Here is a 15069-nt window from a genome sequence, read left to right as displayed (position 1 = left end):
CGCACTTTTTAACTACTCTTACAGCTTAGCCAGATCATCAATAATTGCTGGACTCATCCTCATGAAATCGACAAACGATTTTCCAAACTCTGTAAGCCGATAGCTACCTTGTGCGTAAACCATCAAGCCGGCAGTAACTGGATAGGAAAGATACTTCAGATAATCCCAACTTTGGAGAGCATCCGGATGCTCTGATGACACCAGTTTGAAGTGATTTTCTATCTCCCCTTGAGTAACTACACCTGGCCCATCACGAAGTGAATTGAATAGCTCAAATTGGGATCTGAACAAAACTCGAGCGACATTCAAACATTGAACAGAGTTTTGAAGGAGAGATACTTCTTTACTGAGGAGGTCAATCTTTGATTGATCGTCTACTCCCAATGCATTCAAATGCGCAACAACATTTTCGTAAAGTCGTTGGGAATACGGAGTTTCTTGCCCTTGCTGTCTGGCGACTAACTCTTCGTAGTCTTGCCCTTGAGGTAATACAGCTGGGCCCTTGTCCGCATTAGTAAGGTCAGATGTTTCCGCGCTTATCTGCCGTTCTGCCTCAAAAGTGGCAGATATTCCAGCCGCTCCAGCTTTGAATTCCTTCAAGCTAGACCTACTAAAAAGTTTCTCAAATCCGGACTTGATGCCACCTCGGAAAACTAGCCCGAGTGTCAGGACTGTTGCAGGCCACGCAACGTGAGAGATTCCGCTTACTACCAGCTCTCCAATGGAAGCAGCCTCAGCCATTTTGTGACCCCTCTAGGTTAAGTGATTTTATTGAAATTTTCGAGTTAACGCGATTGGTAACGGGCGGAAACAAAGGGCAGCGTATTTGGCGCCCTGTTAACCAACTAGTTAGAATCAGCCTTGAACCTCACCATCACTATGTTTTTTAAGCTCCGCGAGGACTCCTCTTAAATAAACCTCATAATCAACGTCGACCTGAACTTTCTGATAGAGATTCACTAACGACTCAAATGCTCGTTTAAAATTTGTGCTGAAGAGCTCAAAATTTTCATCATCTTGGAGAAAACCATCTCGATACTTCGCAGAGTTTTCGTTCCACTCATGGGCAAGCTGGTTCCGGTTAGCGGCTAAATCTTTTAGTTTTTTCTCCAGCGACGAATTGATCAAACCAAACTGTTTTAGTGCTCTGATTCTTTGCTGAAAAGGGAGCTTGTTAACTATGAAAGATAGATCATCTATTTTCGACGAGTCTGCGTTTACTATGTGAAGATTGATAGTTTCATTTACTAACAGTTCAAGCTTAGCAAATGCAGCCAAAATCAAGCCTCTATCGAACACCCTAATATCCGCATAACCGAACTCGTTGAAGTGCTCAGACCACGAATACCTACCATCAATTGCGCGGAAAAAATGATTTTCCCCAATGGCAAACACTCGAAAATGGGAAGGCATAGACCTTACTTTTCGAATGGTTTCACACAAAGTTCGGATAGTCTCTTCCATATCTCTGATACGGCTCCTTTTTTCTGACAGCTAATTCAACGACAAATGACATCTATCCCAACTTCACTTTTCCGCCACTCGACAGTTCTAGATTTCCACTGTGTATCGAAAAATTACCAATCTTAAACCGTAGACGGGCCGGGGATAGGCGTCAATTTTCGACTTTTCGCCCGCCCCCTAATCATTTATTCCCAAGCTCTTTGTGGTCCGTGATTAGACCTTTAACCCGGCACAAACACCGGAAACCCATCCAGTTCGGCAGAGAGCAAGCTCTGGCCAAACAGGCTTTCGAGCGCAGAAGTCACCAGTATGTCGCGGGCCGGGCCCCAGCAGGCCTGGCCGTCGGGGTACAGGAGAAGAATCTGGTCGCACCATCGGGCGGCCAGGTTCAGGTCGTGGAGGCACATGAAGATTGCGCGGTCCGCAGCGGCCCGTTGGCGCAGCAGTTTCATAACGGCGGTCTGGTGCTGTAAATCCAGGTGATTGGTCGGCTCGTCCAACAGCCAGATTTCCGGGCTTTGGGTCATCAGGGTGGCAATGGCTACCCGCTGGCGTTCGCCGCCGGAGAGGGTATTCACCAGGCGATCCTTCAGGTGGATAACGTCCAACGCTTCCAGCGCTTTTTCTGCAATTGCGAGATCCTCGCCGCTCTCCATCTGCCAGGGAGATAACCAGGGATGGCGGCCGATCAGGGCGGTCTCAAGGACCGTGGCCGGGAATCCATCCTGCCGGTCCTGAAATACCAGGCCCATGCGTTGCGATACGGTCTTGCGGCGGATGCCGTCCAACGGCGTTCCATCAAGCAGCAGCTTTCCGCTTCTGGGCTCCCGCAATCCTGCGAGAGTATGGAGCAAGGTGGTTTTACCCACACCGTTAGGGCCCAGCACGCCCCAGACCTGTCCCGGTTCGATGGCCAGATTCAGGGGAACGCCTGAGCTGCGGCCCGGAATGTCGATAATCAGCGCTTCGGTTGCCAGGCGTGTCATCATCGGCTCCTATACAGCAGGTACAGGAAGGTCGGGACGCCGATCAGCGCGGTGATCACCCCAACCGGCAACTGCTCCGGCGCAATCACCACCCGCGCCAGGGTATCCGCCAGCACCAGCAGCGTACCGCCCGCCAGTGCGCAGGCCGGCAGAATCAGGCGCTGGTCGTTGCCCAGCACCAGCCGCAACATGTGCGGTACCACCAGGCCAACGAAACCAACCGAACCGGCCATGGTGACGGCGGCTGCGGTCAGCAGGCTGGCCATCAGGTAGATCGACCATTCCAGTGGCCGCACCGAAACGCCCAGCGCCGCCGCCTGCAGGGAGCCCCGTGCCAGCACGTTCAGGGCCCGGCCGAGCGGAAACACCATCAGGCATACGAGCACAAGAATGATCAGTCCCGGCCACGGAGTGGCGGCGTGGGAAAGATCGCCCATCAACCAATACAGCATGCCCGGCAATCGGCTGGCCGGGGTCATCGAGAGGATCAGGGTAATCATGGCGCCCCAGCCGGCGGCGACCACCACACCGGTAAGCAACAGCCGCGATGGGGTCCAGCTGCCACTGCCGTGAGCCAGACCAAACACCAGCAGGGTGGCCAGCATGGCACCTGCAAACGCGGAGCCGGATATCAGAAAACCGGCAGCGCCGGCCAGCATGGCCAATAACGCACCCACTGCCGCGCCACCAGAAAGCCCCAACACATAAGGATCGGCCAGGGGATTTCGCAACAATACCTGCATCAGTGCCCCGGCCACGGCCAGCAATCCGCCAGTTGCGAACGCGCTCAGGGTGCGAGGCAGGCGCAGCTCCAGAATCAGCGTTTGCTGCAACTCGGTGCCACTGCCGGTGATCACCCTCAGAGTGTCACCAAAACCGATGGACGTACTGCCAATGCTGACGGAGAGCAGTGCCGCCAGAAAGCCCGCCAGCAGCAGAATGAGGAGAGGTTTGTAAGGGCTAGAGATAGGCACGGGCCTGCTCCAGGGTCTGGCACAGGTGCCTGGCGCCGTCTGCCATACGTAGCGTGGGGCGCGCCAGAAGGTCCGGCGGTTCGAGGAAGAGGTTGCCGGCGGCTACCGCTGCCAGGCCCGGAAACTCGCGCCAGGCTTCCAGCCACTGCCTGTCGTCCGACGACCCGGCGGTAATAATGACTTCAGGGTTGGCTTCGAGAACCGCCTCCCGGCTGATCCGGGGCACCAGCCGTGGCAGCCCGCCAAACACATTCACTCCGCCGCACAGGGTTATGGCCTTGCTGATCAGCTCGTCCCGGTTCACGGTCATCAGTGGCTGGTCCCATATCTGGTAGAACACCTTAACCGGTCTGGCATCGGCATACTGAGCTTTAAGTTTGACTATTTCTGCACGAAACGCTTCGGCCCGCTCATTGCCGAGATCCGGTGAACCCGTCAGCAACGCCAGATCCGATACCGCCGCGGCAATGTCGTCAAACGTTCGCGGGGCTAGCCAGAATACGGAAATACCAAGGTCAGACAGCCGTTCCAATTGGCTGCGGGAATTGCCATCCACCCAGGCCACCACCAGGTCCGGTGCCAGCGAAACAATGGCTTCCAGGTCCAGGCGATTGCTGTCGCCCACCTGCGGTAAGTTCTCCGCCTCTGGCGGGTAGTCGCTCCAGGCACTCACCGCAACGACCTTTTCGCCGGCACCGGCGGAGAACAACAGCTCAGTGGCACCCGGTGACAAAGAAACAATACGCTGCGCTGGCTCGGCCAGGCATACCTTCTGGTTCAGTGCATCGCGTACGCAGGGTCCCTGGGCCTGCGCCAACGAGGGCGCAAGCAGAGACAGTACACACAGTGCAGCGAGCCATAGGTGCCTCATAGAGGGCGGGAGCCTCTCAGATCAATGAATTTACTGTTGGAAATCATAGCGCACCGAGGCCATGAAGGTTCGTCCGGCGGCCAGATAATCAAAGGGCGCGAAGGTCGCACTGTCATATCCGATGCTGGTGGCATACCGACGATCCAGCATGTTATCGACCTTGAATGAGGCCGACCAGCCAGGCTGGAAATTCCAGGCCGCTCTCAGGTCTACCGTGCCATAGCCCGGCAGCAGACTGGTATTTGCCGCATCGTTATAGCGGTCACTCTCGGCAATAAAGCTGGCGCCCACCGACCACTGGGAGAACAGGCGATCAATATCCAGACGCACGTTTTTTTCCGCGCGGCGTGGTAAACGGGCGCCGGTATCGCGATTCTCGGTATCCGCGTAGGTTACTGCTGCCGCCAGATTCCAGTCAGCCGTCTCGATACCGGAAGAAACCTCAACGCCACGGATTCTGGCCGTCTCGACGTTTTCCATGGTGCCCTCAAAGGTCACCGGGTCCGACACGTAGGTAATCAGGTCTTTCACGTCGTTCTGATAAAGCGCAATGTCCCAGTACCACCGGTCATATCGCCCGGAGAAACCGGCTTCGACCATCTGCCCCTCTTCCGCATCGAGGTCAGGATTACCGGTGTAGAACGGCACCGTCAGGTAAAGGTCATTAAAGGTGGGTGCCCGGAACGATGTCGCATAGCTGAGGCGAAAGCGATGGGCGCGGTCCAGCTGGTGACCGAAGGCCACACCGCCAGTCTCCTCTTTGCCATAGGCCTCGTTGTCATCCAGACGCAGACTGAGCATCAGATCGGTGGCATCAAAGTTCAAACGGCCCTGACCGAAAACCGCGCTGTTGGTCCGGCTGTCTTCTGTGAAATTGCTGGTGCCATCCACTTCGTCAAGCATGACCTCCGTACCCAGAACCAGCTCATGAACACCGGCCGTCAGGGTGTTTTCCCAGCGCGCGGAGCGAGACAGGGTGTCGAACGTGCTGGGATTGGCTCCGAAGGTATCCTGTTCGTCGCGAGCTTCCGAGAACTGGATACGTGTACGCCAGTAGTCACTGGCAACCGCTTCCAGATGCAGCCCCATGGCACGAATCAGGAAATCGGTATCACCGCCTTCAAACTCGGTATTACCTTCAGACTGGAAAACCGTCAGTCCTGCGCCGCCGCCCTGGTCAAAACTGTGGCTCAGTTTGGCCAGGCCACCAGCGTTCCGGAATCCTTTGTCCTCGCCGCCAGCACGCAGGTTCGTGCCATCGGTATCCGAATAAACGCCACCGGCCAGGAACGACGAACGGCCTTCCCGGCCAGCCAGCCCGGCCGTTGCCTCACGGGTTTCATGGGAACCGCCTTTCAGCTCGCCCCAACCCTGGCGCCCGGCCTCCGGTTCCAGGGTGAACGCCTGGATGACACCACCCACCGCATCGGCACCGTAGAGGGAACTCTTCGCACCTCGCACCAGCTCAACCCGTTCCATCAATTCGGGAGGCAAAAACTGCCAGGGTGGGATACCCGCAGAGGCCGAGCGCAGGCGGATACCATCGAGAAGCAGCACGGTACCTGAGCTGCCAGCGCCACGCAGGAATACGCTGGTAGTCTTGCCGTAACTGCCGTCCGACACCACGTTGATCCCCGGCTGGGCGCGCAGCAGGTCGCGGAATTCCGCGGGCTGTTGCCGATCAATATCCTCCTTCTCGATGACCGTAACCGAAGACAGGCTCTCCCCAACGGTCTTCGGCCCCAGTGTCGCGGTAACCACGATGGGATCCAGGGCATCGGATTCAGGGGCAGACTGGGCCGAAACGGCCAGAGGCAGGGCGGCCATGGCAACGCCGGCCAGTAAAACAGGGCTTTGAATTCTGAACATGAAACTTGCTCCGCACTCCGCGCGCACCCGCACGGGAATCTGGGTTTTGTTGCGGAACAGGGAATGGGGGCAGGCGGTAGACTGGTGTCAGGAATGCGGAACCGGCATATCACCCACCCAGGTTGCCCACCGCAACATCGGGTGTTTTTCCAGGCCGGTCTCCGGGCTGGCAGGCGGAACTCTGGGTTCCCGGGCAATCACCTTCCCATGTCTTGGCGACACAGTGGCGCACAGATTGCCGTTGTCCTGCTTACCGTTGCGGGGGCAGCATCGGACTTGCACTGGCGTGACCAGGCTCACCGATTTCCCGTTTCACCCGTCGCGCTTTGCGACGGGCACCTGAAAAAAGTGTGGCAAGGCTAGCAACACCGGGGTAAGCGGTCAATGAAATCCATCAAAGGTCGACATGGTCGCAGGCCTCTGCCACTGCTATATTCCATGACTGACAATCATTTTTTCTTCGCCAAAACAGGGAGTTTTATGCAGGCCGAGCTGGTCGACATCCGCAATCACATGGCTCAATACTCGCCGTTTGACGAGATGACCGAGGAGCTGCTCGACAGGGTGGTGGGCGGTATTGAGGTAGTCTACTTCAAGGCCGGCAGCCAGATCCTGGAATTCGGCGAGCCCAGTAACTGGCTTTATTACGTGCGCAGTGGCGCGGTAGAAATCTATCGGCGTTCGGGCGAGCTGTATAACCGCATCAGCGAAGGCGAAATATTCGGCCAGTTTGGCCTCCTGATGAACCGGAAAGTGCGATTTCCGGCAAAAGCCCTGGAAGACACACTGGTCTACAAGATTCCGGGAGAAATCTTCCAGTACCTGTGGGAAAATGAGGACAACTTCGCCGATTTCGTCGAGATTGAAGACCGCAGTCGCCTGCGCTCTGCCGTTTCCCGTCGGGAAAAGTCCAACCAACTGATGACATCCAAGGTTACCCGGTTGATTGCCCGGGAGCCGGTATCAGCGCCCCACACCGTTCGCCTGCAGGAAGCGGCGCGGATCATGACCGAAAACGGCGTCTCCGCACTGCTGCTGATGGACGAGGAAGGTGAAAAGCCCCTGCTCAAGGGCATCATTACCGACCGGGACCTGCGCACCCGGGCCCTTAGCGAAGCCCTGGCCTCGGAAACTCCGATCAGCGAGATCATGTCGGAGGATCTGATCACCATCCGCTCGAACATGTTCATATTCGAGGCCATGCTCACCATGCTGCACAACAATGTGCACCATCTTCCGGTGATGGATCGGGATGAGGTTCGCGGGGTGATTGCGCTGTCTGACATCGTAAAGTACGAGAGTCAGAGCAGCCTATACCTGGTCAGCAACATCTACCATCAGCAGGATGTAAAAGGGCTGAAGAAGATCAGCCTGGATGTGCGGGACAGCTTTGTTCGCATGGTGAACGAAGATGCCAACTCCCACATGATTGGCAGTGCCATGGCCGGCATCGGGCGCAGCTTTACACAACGTCTGCTGGCGCTGGGCGAGGAGAAACTCGGCCCCCCACCCGTGCCCTACTGCTTTATGGCCCTCGGCTCCATGGCGCGGGACGAGCAGCTGGTGGTCACGGACCAGGATAGCGCCATGATCCTGGACGACAGCTTTGTGCCGGAAGAACACGACGAATACTTCCTGGCGCTGGCGAAATTTGTCAGCGATGGCCTTGCGGAGTGCGGCTATACCTACTGCACCGGCGACATCATGGCCACCAACCAGAAATGGCGGCAGCCACTGCGCGTCTGGAAGGACTACTTCACCGACTGGATTGATAATCCGAAAGCCGAGGCTCTGTTAAACAGCAATATTTTCTTTGATCTGGATGGCATCTACGGCGAGACCGACTTTGCCGAACAGCTCAAGACACTGGTGGCGGACAAAGCCAGCAACAGCCAGCGGTTCCTGGCAATGCTGGCGCGCAACGCCCTGAACCGCACGCCGCCGATCGGCTTTTTCCGGACTTTCGTGCTGGAAGAGGATGGCAAGCACCAGAAGACCTTCAACCTGAAACGTCGCGGAACAGCGCCCCTGTCGGATCTGATCCGGGTTCATGCCCTGGCCTGCGGCTCCCGTGCACAGAACTCGTTCGAACGACTGAAAGCCATTGGCAACACCAAGCTCCTGCTGGACGACGATCTGGGCAACCTGAGGGATGCGCTTGAGTTTATCTCCATCGTTCGTATCCGACACCAGGCCCTGGCAATCGAGGCTGACCGGCAGCCGGACAACAACGTACGGCCCGAAGACCTTTCACCGTTTGAGCGCAGCCATCTCAAGGATGCGTTCCAGGTAGTCAGCGGTGCCCAGAAGTTCCTGAAATTCCGGTATCACGCCGGGGTGGCCCGTAATGTCTAGTGAGGAGCAGGCCGAGAATTCTGTTACACGCCTGCCATGGCCCGAGCAATTCAAGGCCCTGGCGGAGCAGAGCAAGTCCCCGATTCTTAAAGCCTATTACGAGAGTGGGTGTGTGTCGCCGGAGACGCCCTTATCCGAGGTGCCCTTTGTCGCGCTCGATTTCGAGACCACCGGGTTGGACGCCAATCAACATTCGATTGTCAGTATCGGTCTGGTGCCGTTTACGCTCGACGGCATCCAGCTGGGCAAAGCCCGCCACTGGATCGTGCGGCCCAAGCTCCCGCTACACCAGACCTCGATTACTATCCACGGCATTACCCACAGTGATATCGACCAGGCCCCGGATTTGAACGATATCCTGAAGGATCTGTTTGCCAGCCTGAATGGGCGTATCCCCGTGGTTCACTACCGCAACATCGAGAGATCGTTCTTCGACGTTGCCCTGCAATGGCGCTTGGGGGAAGGAATCCGGTTTCCGTTGATCGATACCATGGCCATTGAGGCTCACCTGCACCCGGACCGAAACCCGTCACGCTGGCAACAACTGCTGGGGAAGAAGCCCGTGTCGATTCGCTTGGCTGATAGCCGGCTGCGTTATGGGCTGCCTCACTATGCCGCCCACAACGCCCTGATTGATGCGGTTGCCACGGCTGAACTCCTGCAGGCCCAGGTGTTGCACCATTTCAGCCGGGACACCCGGGTGGCGGATTTGTGGTTGTGAGTCAGGCGTCGCTCTCTGGTCTGACGTCATCAACCCATTTGCCATAACCGGCCTCTTCCATCTTCTCCAGCGGGATAAAGTCCATAGACGCGGAGTTCATGCAGTAGCGTAGTCCGGTTGGCGCAGGGCCATCGTTGAAGACATGGCCAAGGTGGGAATCCGCGTGGCTGCTGCGGATTTCCGTACGGGTCATGAAGAACGAGTTGTCCTCACGTTCCACCACCGCGTCTGGTGTGATCGGCCGGGTAAAGCTGGGCCAGCCGGTACCGGATTTGTACTTGTCCCGTGAAGAAAACAGCGGCTCGCCGGAGACAATATCCACGTAGAGTCCTGGCTTCTTGTTGTCCCAGTATTTGTTGTTAAACGCCGGCTCGGTGCCGTCTTCCTGGGTCACCTCGTACTGCATATCCGTCAGGCGCTGCTTCAGGACATCCTGAGCCGGCTTTTCAAAGCTTGCCGGATCGAAGCCAACGCCCATCTGGCCGGGCTCTGTGCTGGCGCTTTCATCGCCCACCAGATCGTCACTGGCGTCCACTGTGGCATTCTCCTGGAACCGGGTGTAATCGAGCTCGTAATCTTCGCCATACACCTTCTCGATAAACTGATAGCGTCCAGAGTTGAAGGTGTAGAAGTTGTAGCGCACCGGGTTTTTGTCGTAATAATCCTGGTGGTATTCCTCCGCCGGGTAAAATTTCTCAAACGGCACGATTTCGATCACCACGGGTTTCTCGTAAACTCCGGATGCCTCCAATTCTGCAACGGCCGCCTCGGCCAGGCGCTTCTGCTCAGCGTTATGGTAGAAAATAGCAGGACGATACTGCTGGCCGCGGTCCACAAACTGACCCTGATTATCGGTCGGGTCCATCATCCGCCAGAGCGCCTGCAACAAGCCCTCGTATGTCATTTCGTTGGGGTCGTAATAGACCTGTACCGCTTCGGTATGGCCAGTCTGCCCCGAGGCAACCTGCTTGTAGGAGGGGCTTGCCTCTTTCCCACCAGAATAGCCCGAGACTACTTCCACCACGCCCGGCACCCGCTTTTCGTACCCGGCCTCAACACACCAGAAACAACCGCCAGCAAAGGTCGCCACGGCCAGACCCGGTTGATCCGGTGCGTATTTGCTCATCTGCGACTCCGACTTTTCGGCAACCGCGTAGGTGGTGAACAGACCAACTGCAGAGACAAATGCCACTGCGGAAAACAGACCCATGATCTTGCGTTTCATCAGATATCTCCTTCACGTGATTCCATACCTACAGCGTAGGGCGGTGGATTCACGAAAACGTTCACCAGGTATTACGAATTCATAACGCTGTGGATTTTTCGCCGCCCGCGACCGAGCTGTCGCGGGCCAGGGGCAGCCAGACACTGAAAACGGCGCCATCGGCATTGCGTACCGAGAGTTTTCCCTGCTGCAGCGTCACCATTCGCTGGGCAATCGCGAGCCCCAGACCGGCATGGCCCGTCCTGGACGCACCTGCGGCCTGATAAAAGGGTTCGAAGACGTGCTCCAGGTGCTCATCATCGATACCGGGGCCAGCGTCGGCGACGGTAATTTGCGCACCCCCGGCCTGTTCGACAACGCCCAGTGTGATCTCCGTATCTTTCGGCGAATGGCTGAGGGCGTTGCTGATCAGGTTATCCAATACCCGCTCGGTCATGGCGATATCCGCCAGCACCTGGACCGGAGCGACGGAAACAATCGACAGGGCAACGCCTGCGCGCTCCGCCTCGGGTTGGTGCTTCTGCACCACGTCATGCAGCAGTTCGGCAACCACAAACGGTTCCGTCTTCGGCTGTTTCTCCCGGGCATCCAGTGCGGCAAGTTCAAACAGTTCCTCCACAAGACGACCAAGCCGGTGGCTTTCGGTCAGGGCCACATCCAGGAAACGTGCCCGCTCCTCGGCGGCGAGCGTGTCCTGTTTCATGCGCAATGCTTCGATATAACCCTGGATGGATGCCAGTGGCGTTCTAAGGTCATGGGAGACCTGGGCAACCAGCTGCCGGCGCTGGGCATCCTTGTGTTTCAGAAGGTCCAGCTGGGCAACAATTCGCTGGGCCATCTGATCGAACCGGGCGGCCAGGTAATCAATGTCATCGCCTTTGCCCGCCACCGCGGCGGCGCGCTCCGGAGACATGCCGCGCTCGAAGGATTCCACCCGCTCGGTCAGCCGCGACAGCCGACGCGTCAGCAACCGGAAGAACACCAGCCCGGCCAGCAAGCCGACGAACAGGCTCACCGCCAGCGCGCCCGCGCCTAACTGGAGGAGCCGGTTACTGTGCACCATGCTCTCGGCCAGGTCGTACTCCTCGCCGCGCAGAACCACGTACAGATAACCCGTTGGATCCGCAGCCGAAGGCACCGGCGTTACCGAGAAGACCTTCCGCCGGTCATGACTGCGCGGATCATCGCCGGGCAGTGGGTAAGCGCCCGGGTTTTCAAGCAGCGTGCGTACCGGTTCCAGGGATACCCGGTTGCGCTTGATCTTGTTCGGGTCGGCGGAGTAGGAAAGGATATTACCTTCGGTATCCAGCAGGTAGATTTCGATACTGGGGTTGATGGTCATGTACAGCTCGAAGAGCTGCTTCAGGGCATCGCGGTTGAGCTTGCCATCGGTTACCAGGTTGCGGTCAGACACCAGGTTACGGGCGAGGTCGCGGTTCAGCTGCTGGTTGACCGCAGCCGAGTATTCCCTCACCGAAGCCAGACTCAGAAAGGTAAAGAGCCCACCCACCACGAGCAGCAGCAGGAACAGACCGATCGCCAGCCGGGCATAAAGGGTGCGGAAGACAGACAGGGCCATCGCTAATCCATGAACCGATAGCCAACACCCCAGACCGTCTGGACGTATCGTGGGTCGGCGGGATCGGCTTCAATCTTGTTGCGCAGGCGGTTGATGTGGGTGTTCACGGTATGCTCGTAGCCCTCATGGTTGTAACCCCACACAGAATCGAGCAATTGCGCCCGGCTGAACACCCGGCCCCGATGGGAGGCAAAGTGCCAGAGCAGGTCGAACTCGCGGGCGGTCAGGTCCACTTCCCGATCATCCACAAACACTCGCCGGCGAACCGGATCAATCCGAAGCCCGTCCACCTCAATCTCATCAGCCTGACCGCCGGCAGGCGCTGCCTGAGAGAGTGCGTCTACCCGTCGGAAAAGCGCTTTGACGCGCGCTGCCAGCTCCGCCACGCTGAACGGCTTCGTCAGGTAATCGTCCGCGCCCATCTCCAGGCCCAGGACCCGATCCAGCTCTGTGCTCTTTGCCGTCAACATCAGAACCGGCACATAGCCCGGGCAGGCACGAATCTCGCGGCACACCGCCAAACCATCCAGGCCAGGCAACATCAGATCCAGAATAACCAGATCGACGCCGCCCTCACGGAACCTTTCCAGGCCGGTGTCCCCCCGGTCCACGAGCACGGGCTTCATTCCCAGATCTGAAACCTGCATACGGACCAGCTCACCGATGCCGGGGTTGTCTTCAATAATCAGTACCGTTCGCGTCATGGTGATGGGCTTCGCTGAATTTGCCGGAGGCTTTCGATGCTTTCATGGCAGAGTGTAGGCGGAAAAGTTCACAAAACCATCACAAGCCGTCAGAACCGCGCGCATAGCCGGCTCCGGGTTTAGCCGTTAAAATGAATCCAAATTCGGGCATGAGGTTTCAGTGGCAGACAAAACCGTAACCAGGGCAACACCGGCCGAGGCGTTCAAGCGAGCACGTCGCATGTGGCTCAAGGGTGAGCGCATTCACTTGGCGCCGCTGGCTGATGAGCTCGGAATTGGCCGCGCCACCCTGTTTCGCTGGGTCGGCAACAAGGATCTGCTGATCGGCGAGATTCTCTGGTCCCTGTACGAACCCCTTTGGCGACAGGCCATGGCCGAAACGCCCGGCACTGGCGTGGACTACATTGTCGGCGTGTACCGCCGCACCAACTCCGCGATCCTGCACTTCGAGCCGCTGCGGCGATTCATCAACCAGGACCCGGAATATGCCCTGAAGATCCTCACCTCGTCCCAGTCGATCCTGCACACTCGCACGGTCGAAACCAACACGCGGATGCTGAAAGACCAGGTAGCGGCCGGGCATATCAAGCCACCAATGAACATCTTCAGCCTGTCTTACTTCATGATTAGACTGGCAGAGTCCTGCCTTTACAGCGACATCATCGCCGGACGCGAACCCAGGGAAGCAGAATTGGAGGATGCCTGTACGGCCGTGCGGATTTTGCTTGGGGGGAAGGCCTAGGGCTTACAGGCTTTGGGGGCTGGCCCCGAGGCGAGGGTGTCTTTTCTGCCGGGAAAAACAACTCGCTTCGCTCAGACATTTTTTCCCGGCAGAAAAGACACCCCCACCCCGTGGCCGATCTAACTCTCAGGGCCACCGATCGGCAGCCCAGCCTATCGGCATTTACAGCTGCAAAGACCGGATTTCCAAAAACTCCTCCAGTCCCCACTTGCCAAATTCGCGGCCGATACCGGAATGGCCGAAGCCGCCAAACGGTGCCATCGGGTTGAACGCACCACCGTTCACGAATACCTGACCAGTGCGCAGCTTGCTGGCAATTTTCTTGGCCTTGGCGTCGTCGCCGGACCAGACTGCACCGGATAGCCCGTACTGGGTGCCGTTGGCGATTTTCACCGCTTCGGCTTCGTCGTTGTATGGGATCACGCACAGCACCGGCCCGAAAATTTCCTCCTGGGCGATGCGGCTGTCCGGTTTTACGTTGCCGAAGACGGTCGCCTTGACGAAGTAACCTTTCTCGCATCCCTCGGGCGCTTCCGGCCCACCGGCGATGAGCTTGGCGCCTTCCTGGATACCCAGTTTGATGTAGTCGATCACCTTGTCACGCTGCTGGGCAGACGACAGCGGGCCCAACCGTGTGGTTTCTTCCAGCGGGTTACCCGGGGTCATTTTAGCCACGGCAGCGGCGGCCAGTTCACAGGCCTCGTCGTGCTTGTCGGCCGGAACCAACATGCGGGTGAGCGCGGTGCAGGTCTGGCCGGAGTTCAGCAGGCAGTTGTTGATGGTACCTTTAACAGCAGCCGCCAGGTCGGCGTCCGGGAGGATCACGGAGGCGGATTTGCCGCCCATCTCCAGGGCGAAGCGTTTGAAGTCATCGGCTGCGGCGTGGGCAATCAGGTTGCCGGTGCGGGTGGAGCCGGTGAAGGACACCATGCGCACATCCGGATGCTTGATCAGGGTATCACCCACGGTATGACCATAGCCGCACACCATGTTGAACACGCCCTTGGGCAGGTCGGTGCCATCGAGGATCTCGGCAAGGATAAACGCCGTCTGGGGAGCGATCTCCGAAGGCTTGAGCACCACGGTGCAACCGGCCGCAATCGCAGGAACGATTTTCAGGATCACCTGGTGCAGCGGGTAGTTCCAGGGGGTAATGCAACCAACCACACCGACCGGCGCATATTGCACCTCGGAGTTGCCCGACTGTTCGGTGAACGGGAAGTCGGGCAGCAGCTTCAGGTAACTCTTGGTCACCGCAGCCGGCATACCAGCCTGGATCGGCGTGGCCAGTTTGATGGGCATGCCCACTTCCCGGCAGACGGTCTCGGCGATTTCCGGCGCGCGCTCTTTCAGGCCCGCGTGCAGCTGTTCCAGCACCTTGATCCGTTCTTCCAGGGTGCTTTCCGACCAGCTTTCAAACGCCGCATCGGCGGCGGCAATGGCCTGTTCCATCTCATCCGCGCCGGCGGCGGGAACGCGGGCAATCACGTCACCGGTGCCAGCTTCGTGAACGTCGATCATGTCACCGGCCCAGCTAACCCATTGGCCGTTGATGTAGTTCCTGTTCAGCTCGTTCATG

General features: G+C 58.0%; 13 protein-coding genes and 1 riboswitch. Of the genes, 3 read left to right on the top strand and 10 right to left on the bottom strand.

Translation table 11 applies throughout. From position 1 onward, the window contains the following. Positions 1 to 18: 18 nt before the first annotated feature. From AC13E3_RS11470 to AC13E3_RS11445, 6 genes are all read right to left on the bottom strand, one after another. Positions 19 to 741: a hypothetical protein gene (locus AC13E3_RS11470; protein ID WP_288367878.1), complete on the bottom strand. Its 723-nt coding sequence runs from the start codon at positions 739 to 741 to the stop codon at positions 19 to 21. Between the two features lie 114 nt (positions 742 to 855). Continuing rightward, positions 856 to 1464: a hypothetical protein gene (locus tag AC13E3_RS11465; protein WP_405417932.1), complete on the bottom strand. Its 609-nt coding sequence runs from the start codon at positions 1462 to 1464 to the stop codon at positions 856 to 858. Positions 1465 to 1685: 221 nt separating this feature from the next. Beyond that, positions 1686 to 2450: an ABC transporter ATP-binding protein gene (locus AC13E3_RS11460; protein WP_405417930.1), complete on the bottom strand. Its 765-nt coding sequence runs from the start codon at positions 2448 to 2450 to the stop codon at positions 1686 to 1688. After that, the gene (locus tag AC13E3_RS11455; protein WP_092031308.1) at positions 2450 to 3424 is read right to left on the bottom strand and encodes a FecCD family ABC transporter permease; all 975 of its coding nucleotides are present in this window, start codon (positions 3422 to 3424) and stop codon (positions 2450 to 2452) included. The genes AC13E3_RS11460 and AC13E3_RS11455 overlap by 1 nt, the downstream gene beginning before the upstream one ends. Beyond that, positions 3411 to 4295 (bottom strand): cobalamin-binding protein, encoded by an 885-nt coding sequence (locus AC13E3_RS11450; protein WP_288367871.1) that lies wholly within the window; start codon positions 4293 to 4295, stop codon positions 3411 to 3413. Before AC13E3_RS11450 ends, AC13E3_RS11455 begins: the two co-directional genes overlap by 14 nt. A 30-nt stretch (positions 4296 to 4325) precedes the next feature. Continuing rightward, positions 4326 to 6164, bottom strand: a complete 1839-nt coding sequence (locus AC13E3_RS11445) for a TonB-dependent receptor plug domain-containing protein (RefSeq protein WP_053113671.1) — start codon at positions 6162 to 6164, stop codon at positions 4326 to 4328. 135 nt (positions 6165 to 6299) lie between these two features. Continuing rightward, a riboswitch (cobalamin riboswitch) is annotated at positions 6300 to 6522 on the bottom strand. Positions 6523 to 6644: 122 nt separating this feature from the next. Here AC13E3_RS11445 and AC13E3_RS11440 point away from each other — a divergent pair. Then, a complete protein-coding gene (locus AC13E3_RS11440) occupies positions 6645 to 8519 on the top strand; it encodes a putative nucleotidyltransferase substrate binding domain-containing protein (RefSeq protein WP_405421099.1) in 1875 nt (624 codons plus the stop codon). Continuing rightward, complete coding sequence (locus AC13E3_RS11435) at positions 8512 to 9240, top strand: 3'-5' exonuclease (protein ID WP_008177073.1); 729 nt, start codon at positions 8512 to 8514, stop codon at positions 9238 to 9240. The genes AC13E3_RS11440 and AC13E3_RS11435 overlap by 8 nt, the downstream gene beginning before the upstream one ends. Before the next feature lies 1 nt (position 9241). Here the strand turns inward: AC13E3_RS11435 and msrB are convergent, their stop codons facing one another. From msrB to AC13E3_RS11420, 3 genes are all read right to left on the bottom strand, one after another. Further along, complete coding sequence (msrB, locus tag AC13E3_RS11430; RefSeq protein ID WP_008177071.1) at positions 9242 to 10465, bottom strand: peptide-methionine (R)-S-oxide reductase MsrB; 1224 nt, start codon at positions 10463 to 10465, stop codon at positions 9242 to 9244. A gap of 79 nt (positions 10466 to 10544) precedes the next feature. Continuing rightward, positions 10545 to 12044, bottom strand: a complete 1500-nt coding sequence (locus tag AC13E3_RS11425; RefSeq protein ID WP_405417926.1) for a sensor histidine kinase — start codon at positions 12042 to 12044, stop codon at positions 10545 to 10547. Between the two features lie 2 nt (positions 12045 to 12046). Next, positions 12047 to 12748, bottom strand: a complete 702-nt coding sequence (locus tag AC13E3_RS11420; RefSeq protein ID WP_092031318.1) for a response regulator transcription factor — start codon at positions 12746 to 12748, stop codon at positions 12047 to 12049. A gap of 160 nt (positions 12749 to 12908) precedes the next feature. Here AC13E3_RS11420 and AC13E3_RS11415 point away from each other — a divergent pair, with 160 nt between their 5' ends. Then, positions 12909 to 13490, top strand: a complete 582-nt coding sequence (locus tag AC13E3_RS11415) for a QsdR family transcriptional regulator (RefSeq protein WP_014579065.1) — start codon at positions 12909 to 12911, stop codon at positions 13488 to 13490. A gap of 162 nt (positions 13491 to 13652) precedes the next feature. Here AC13E3_RS11415 and AC13E3_RS11410 read toward each other — a convergent pair whose 3' ends face one another. Continuing rightward, a complete protein-coding gene (locus tag AC13E3_RS11410) occupies positions 13653 to 15068 on the bottom strand; it encodes an aldehyde dehydrogenase family protein (protein ID WP_008177061.1) in 1416 nt (471 codons plus the stop codon). Position 15069 lies beyond the last annotated feature (1 nt).

Source organism: Marinobacter sp. L-80 (assembly GCF_056859395.1).
Note: the sequence above shows the minus strand (reverse complement) of the source record. Positions and strands in the feature narration are given on the sequence as shown.

Coding starts and splice junctions, on each gene's coding strand:
- AC13E3_RS11420 (WP_092031318.1), bottom strand. CDS start 12,748: ATGACGCGAACGGTACTGATTATTGAAGACAACCCCGGCATCGGTGAG.
- AC13E3_RS11425 (WP_405417926.1), bottom strand. CDS start 12,044: ATGGCCCTGTCTGTCTTCCGCACCCTTTATGCCCGGCTGGCGATCGGT.
- AC13E3_RS11445 (WP_053113671.1), bottom strand. CDS start 6,164: ATGTTCAGAATTCAAAGCCCTGTTTTACTGGCCGGCGTTGCCATGGCC.
- AC13E3_RS11410 (WP_008177061.1), bottom strand. CDS start 15,068: ATGAACGAGCTGAACAGGAACTACATCAACGGCCAATGGGTTAGCTGG.
- AC13E3_RS11435 (WP_008177073.1), top strand. CDS start 8,512: ATGTCTAGTGAGGAGCAGGCCGAGAATTCTGTTACACGCCTGCCATGG.
- AC13E3_RS11450 (WP_288367871.1), bottom strand. CDS start 4,295: ATGAGGCACCTATGGCTCGCTGCACTGTGTGTACTGTCTCTGCTTGCG.
- AC13E3_RS11470 (WP_288367878.1), bottom strand. CDS start 741: ATGGCTGAGGCTGCTTCCATTGGAGAGCTGGTAGTAAGCGGAATCTCT.
- AC13E3_RS11465 (WP_405417932.1), bottom strand. CDS start 1,464: ATGGAAGAGACTATCCGAACTTTGTGTGAAACCATTCGAAAAGTAAGG.
- AC13E3_RS11440 (WP_405421099.1), top strand. CDS start 6,645: ATGCAGGCCGAGCTGGTCGACATCCGCAATCACATGGCTCAATACTCG.
- AC13E3_RS11460 (WP_405417930.1), bottom strand. CDS start 2,450: ATGACACGCCTGGCAACCGAAGCGCTGATTATCGACATTCCGGGCCGC.
- msrB (WP_008177071.1), bottom strand. CDS start 10,465: ATGAAACGCAAGATCATGGGTCTGTTTTCCGCAGTGGCATTTGTCTCT.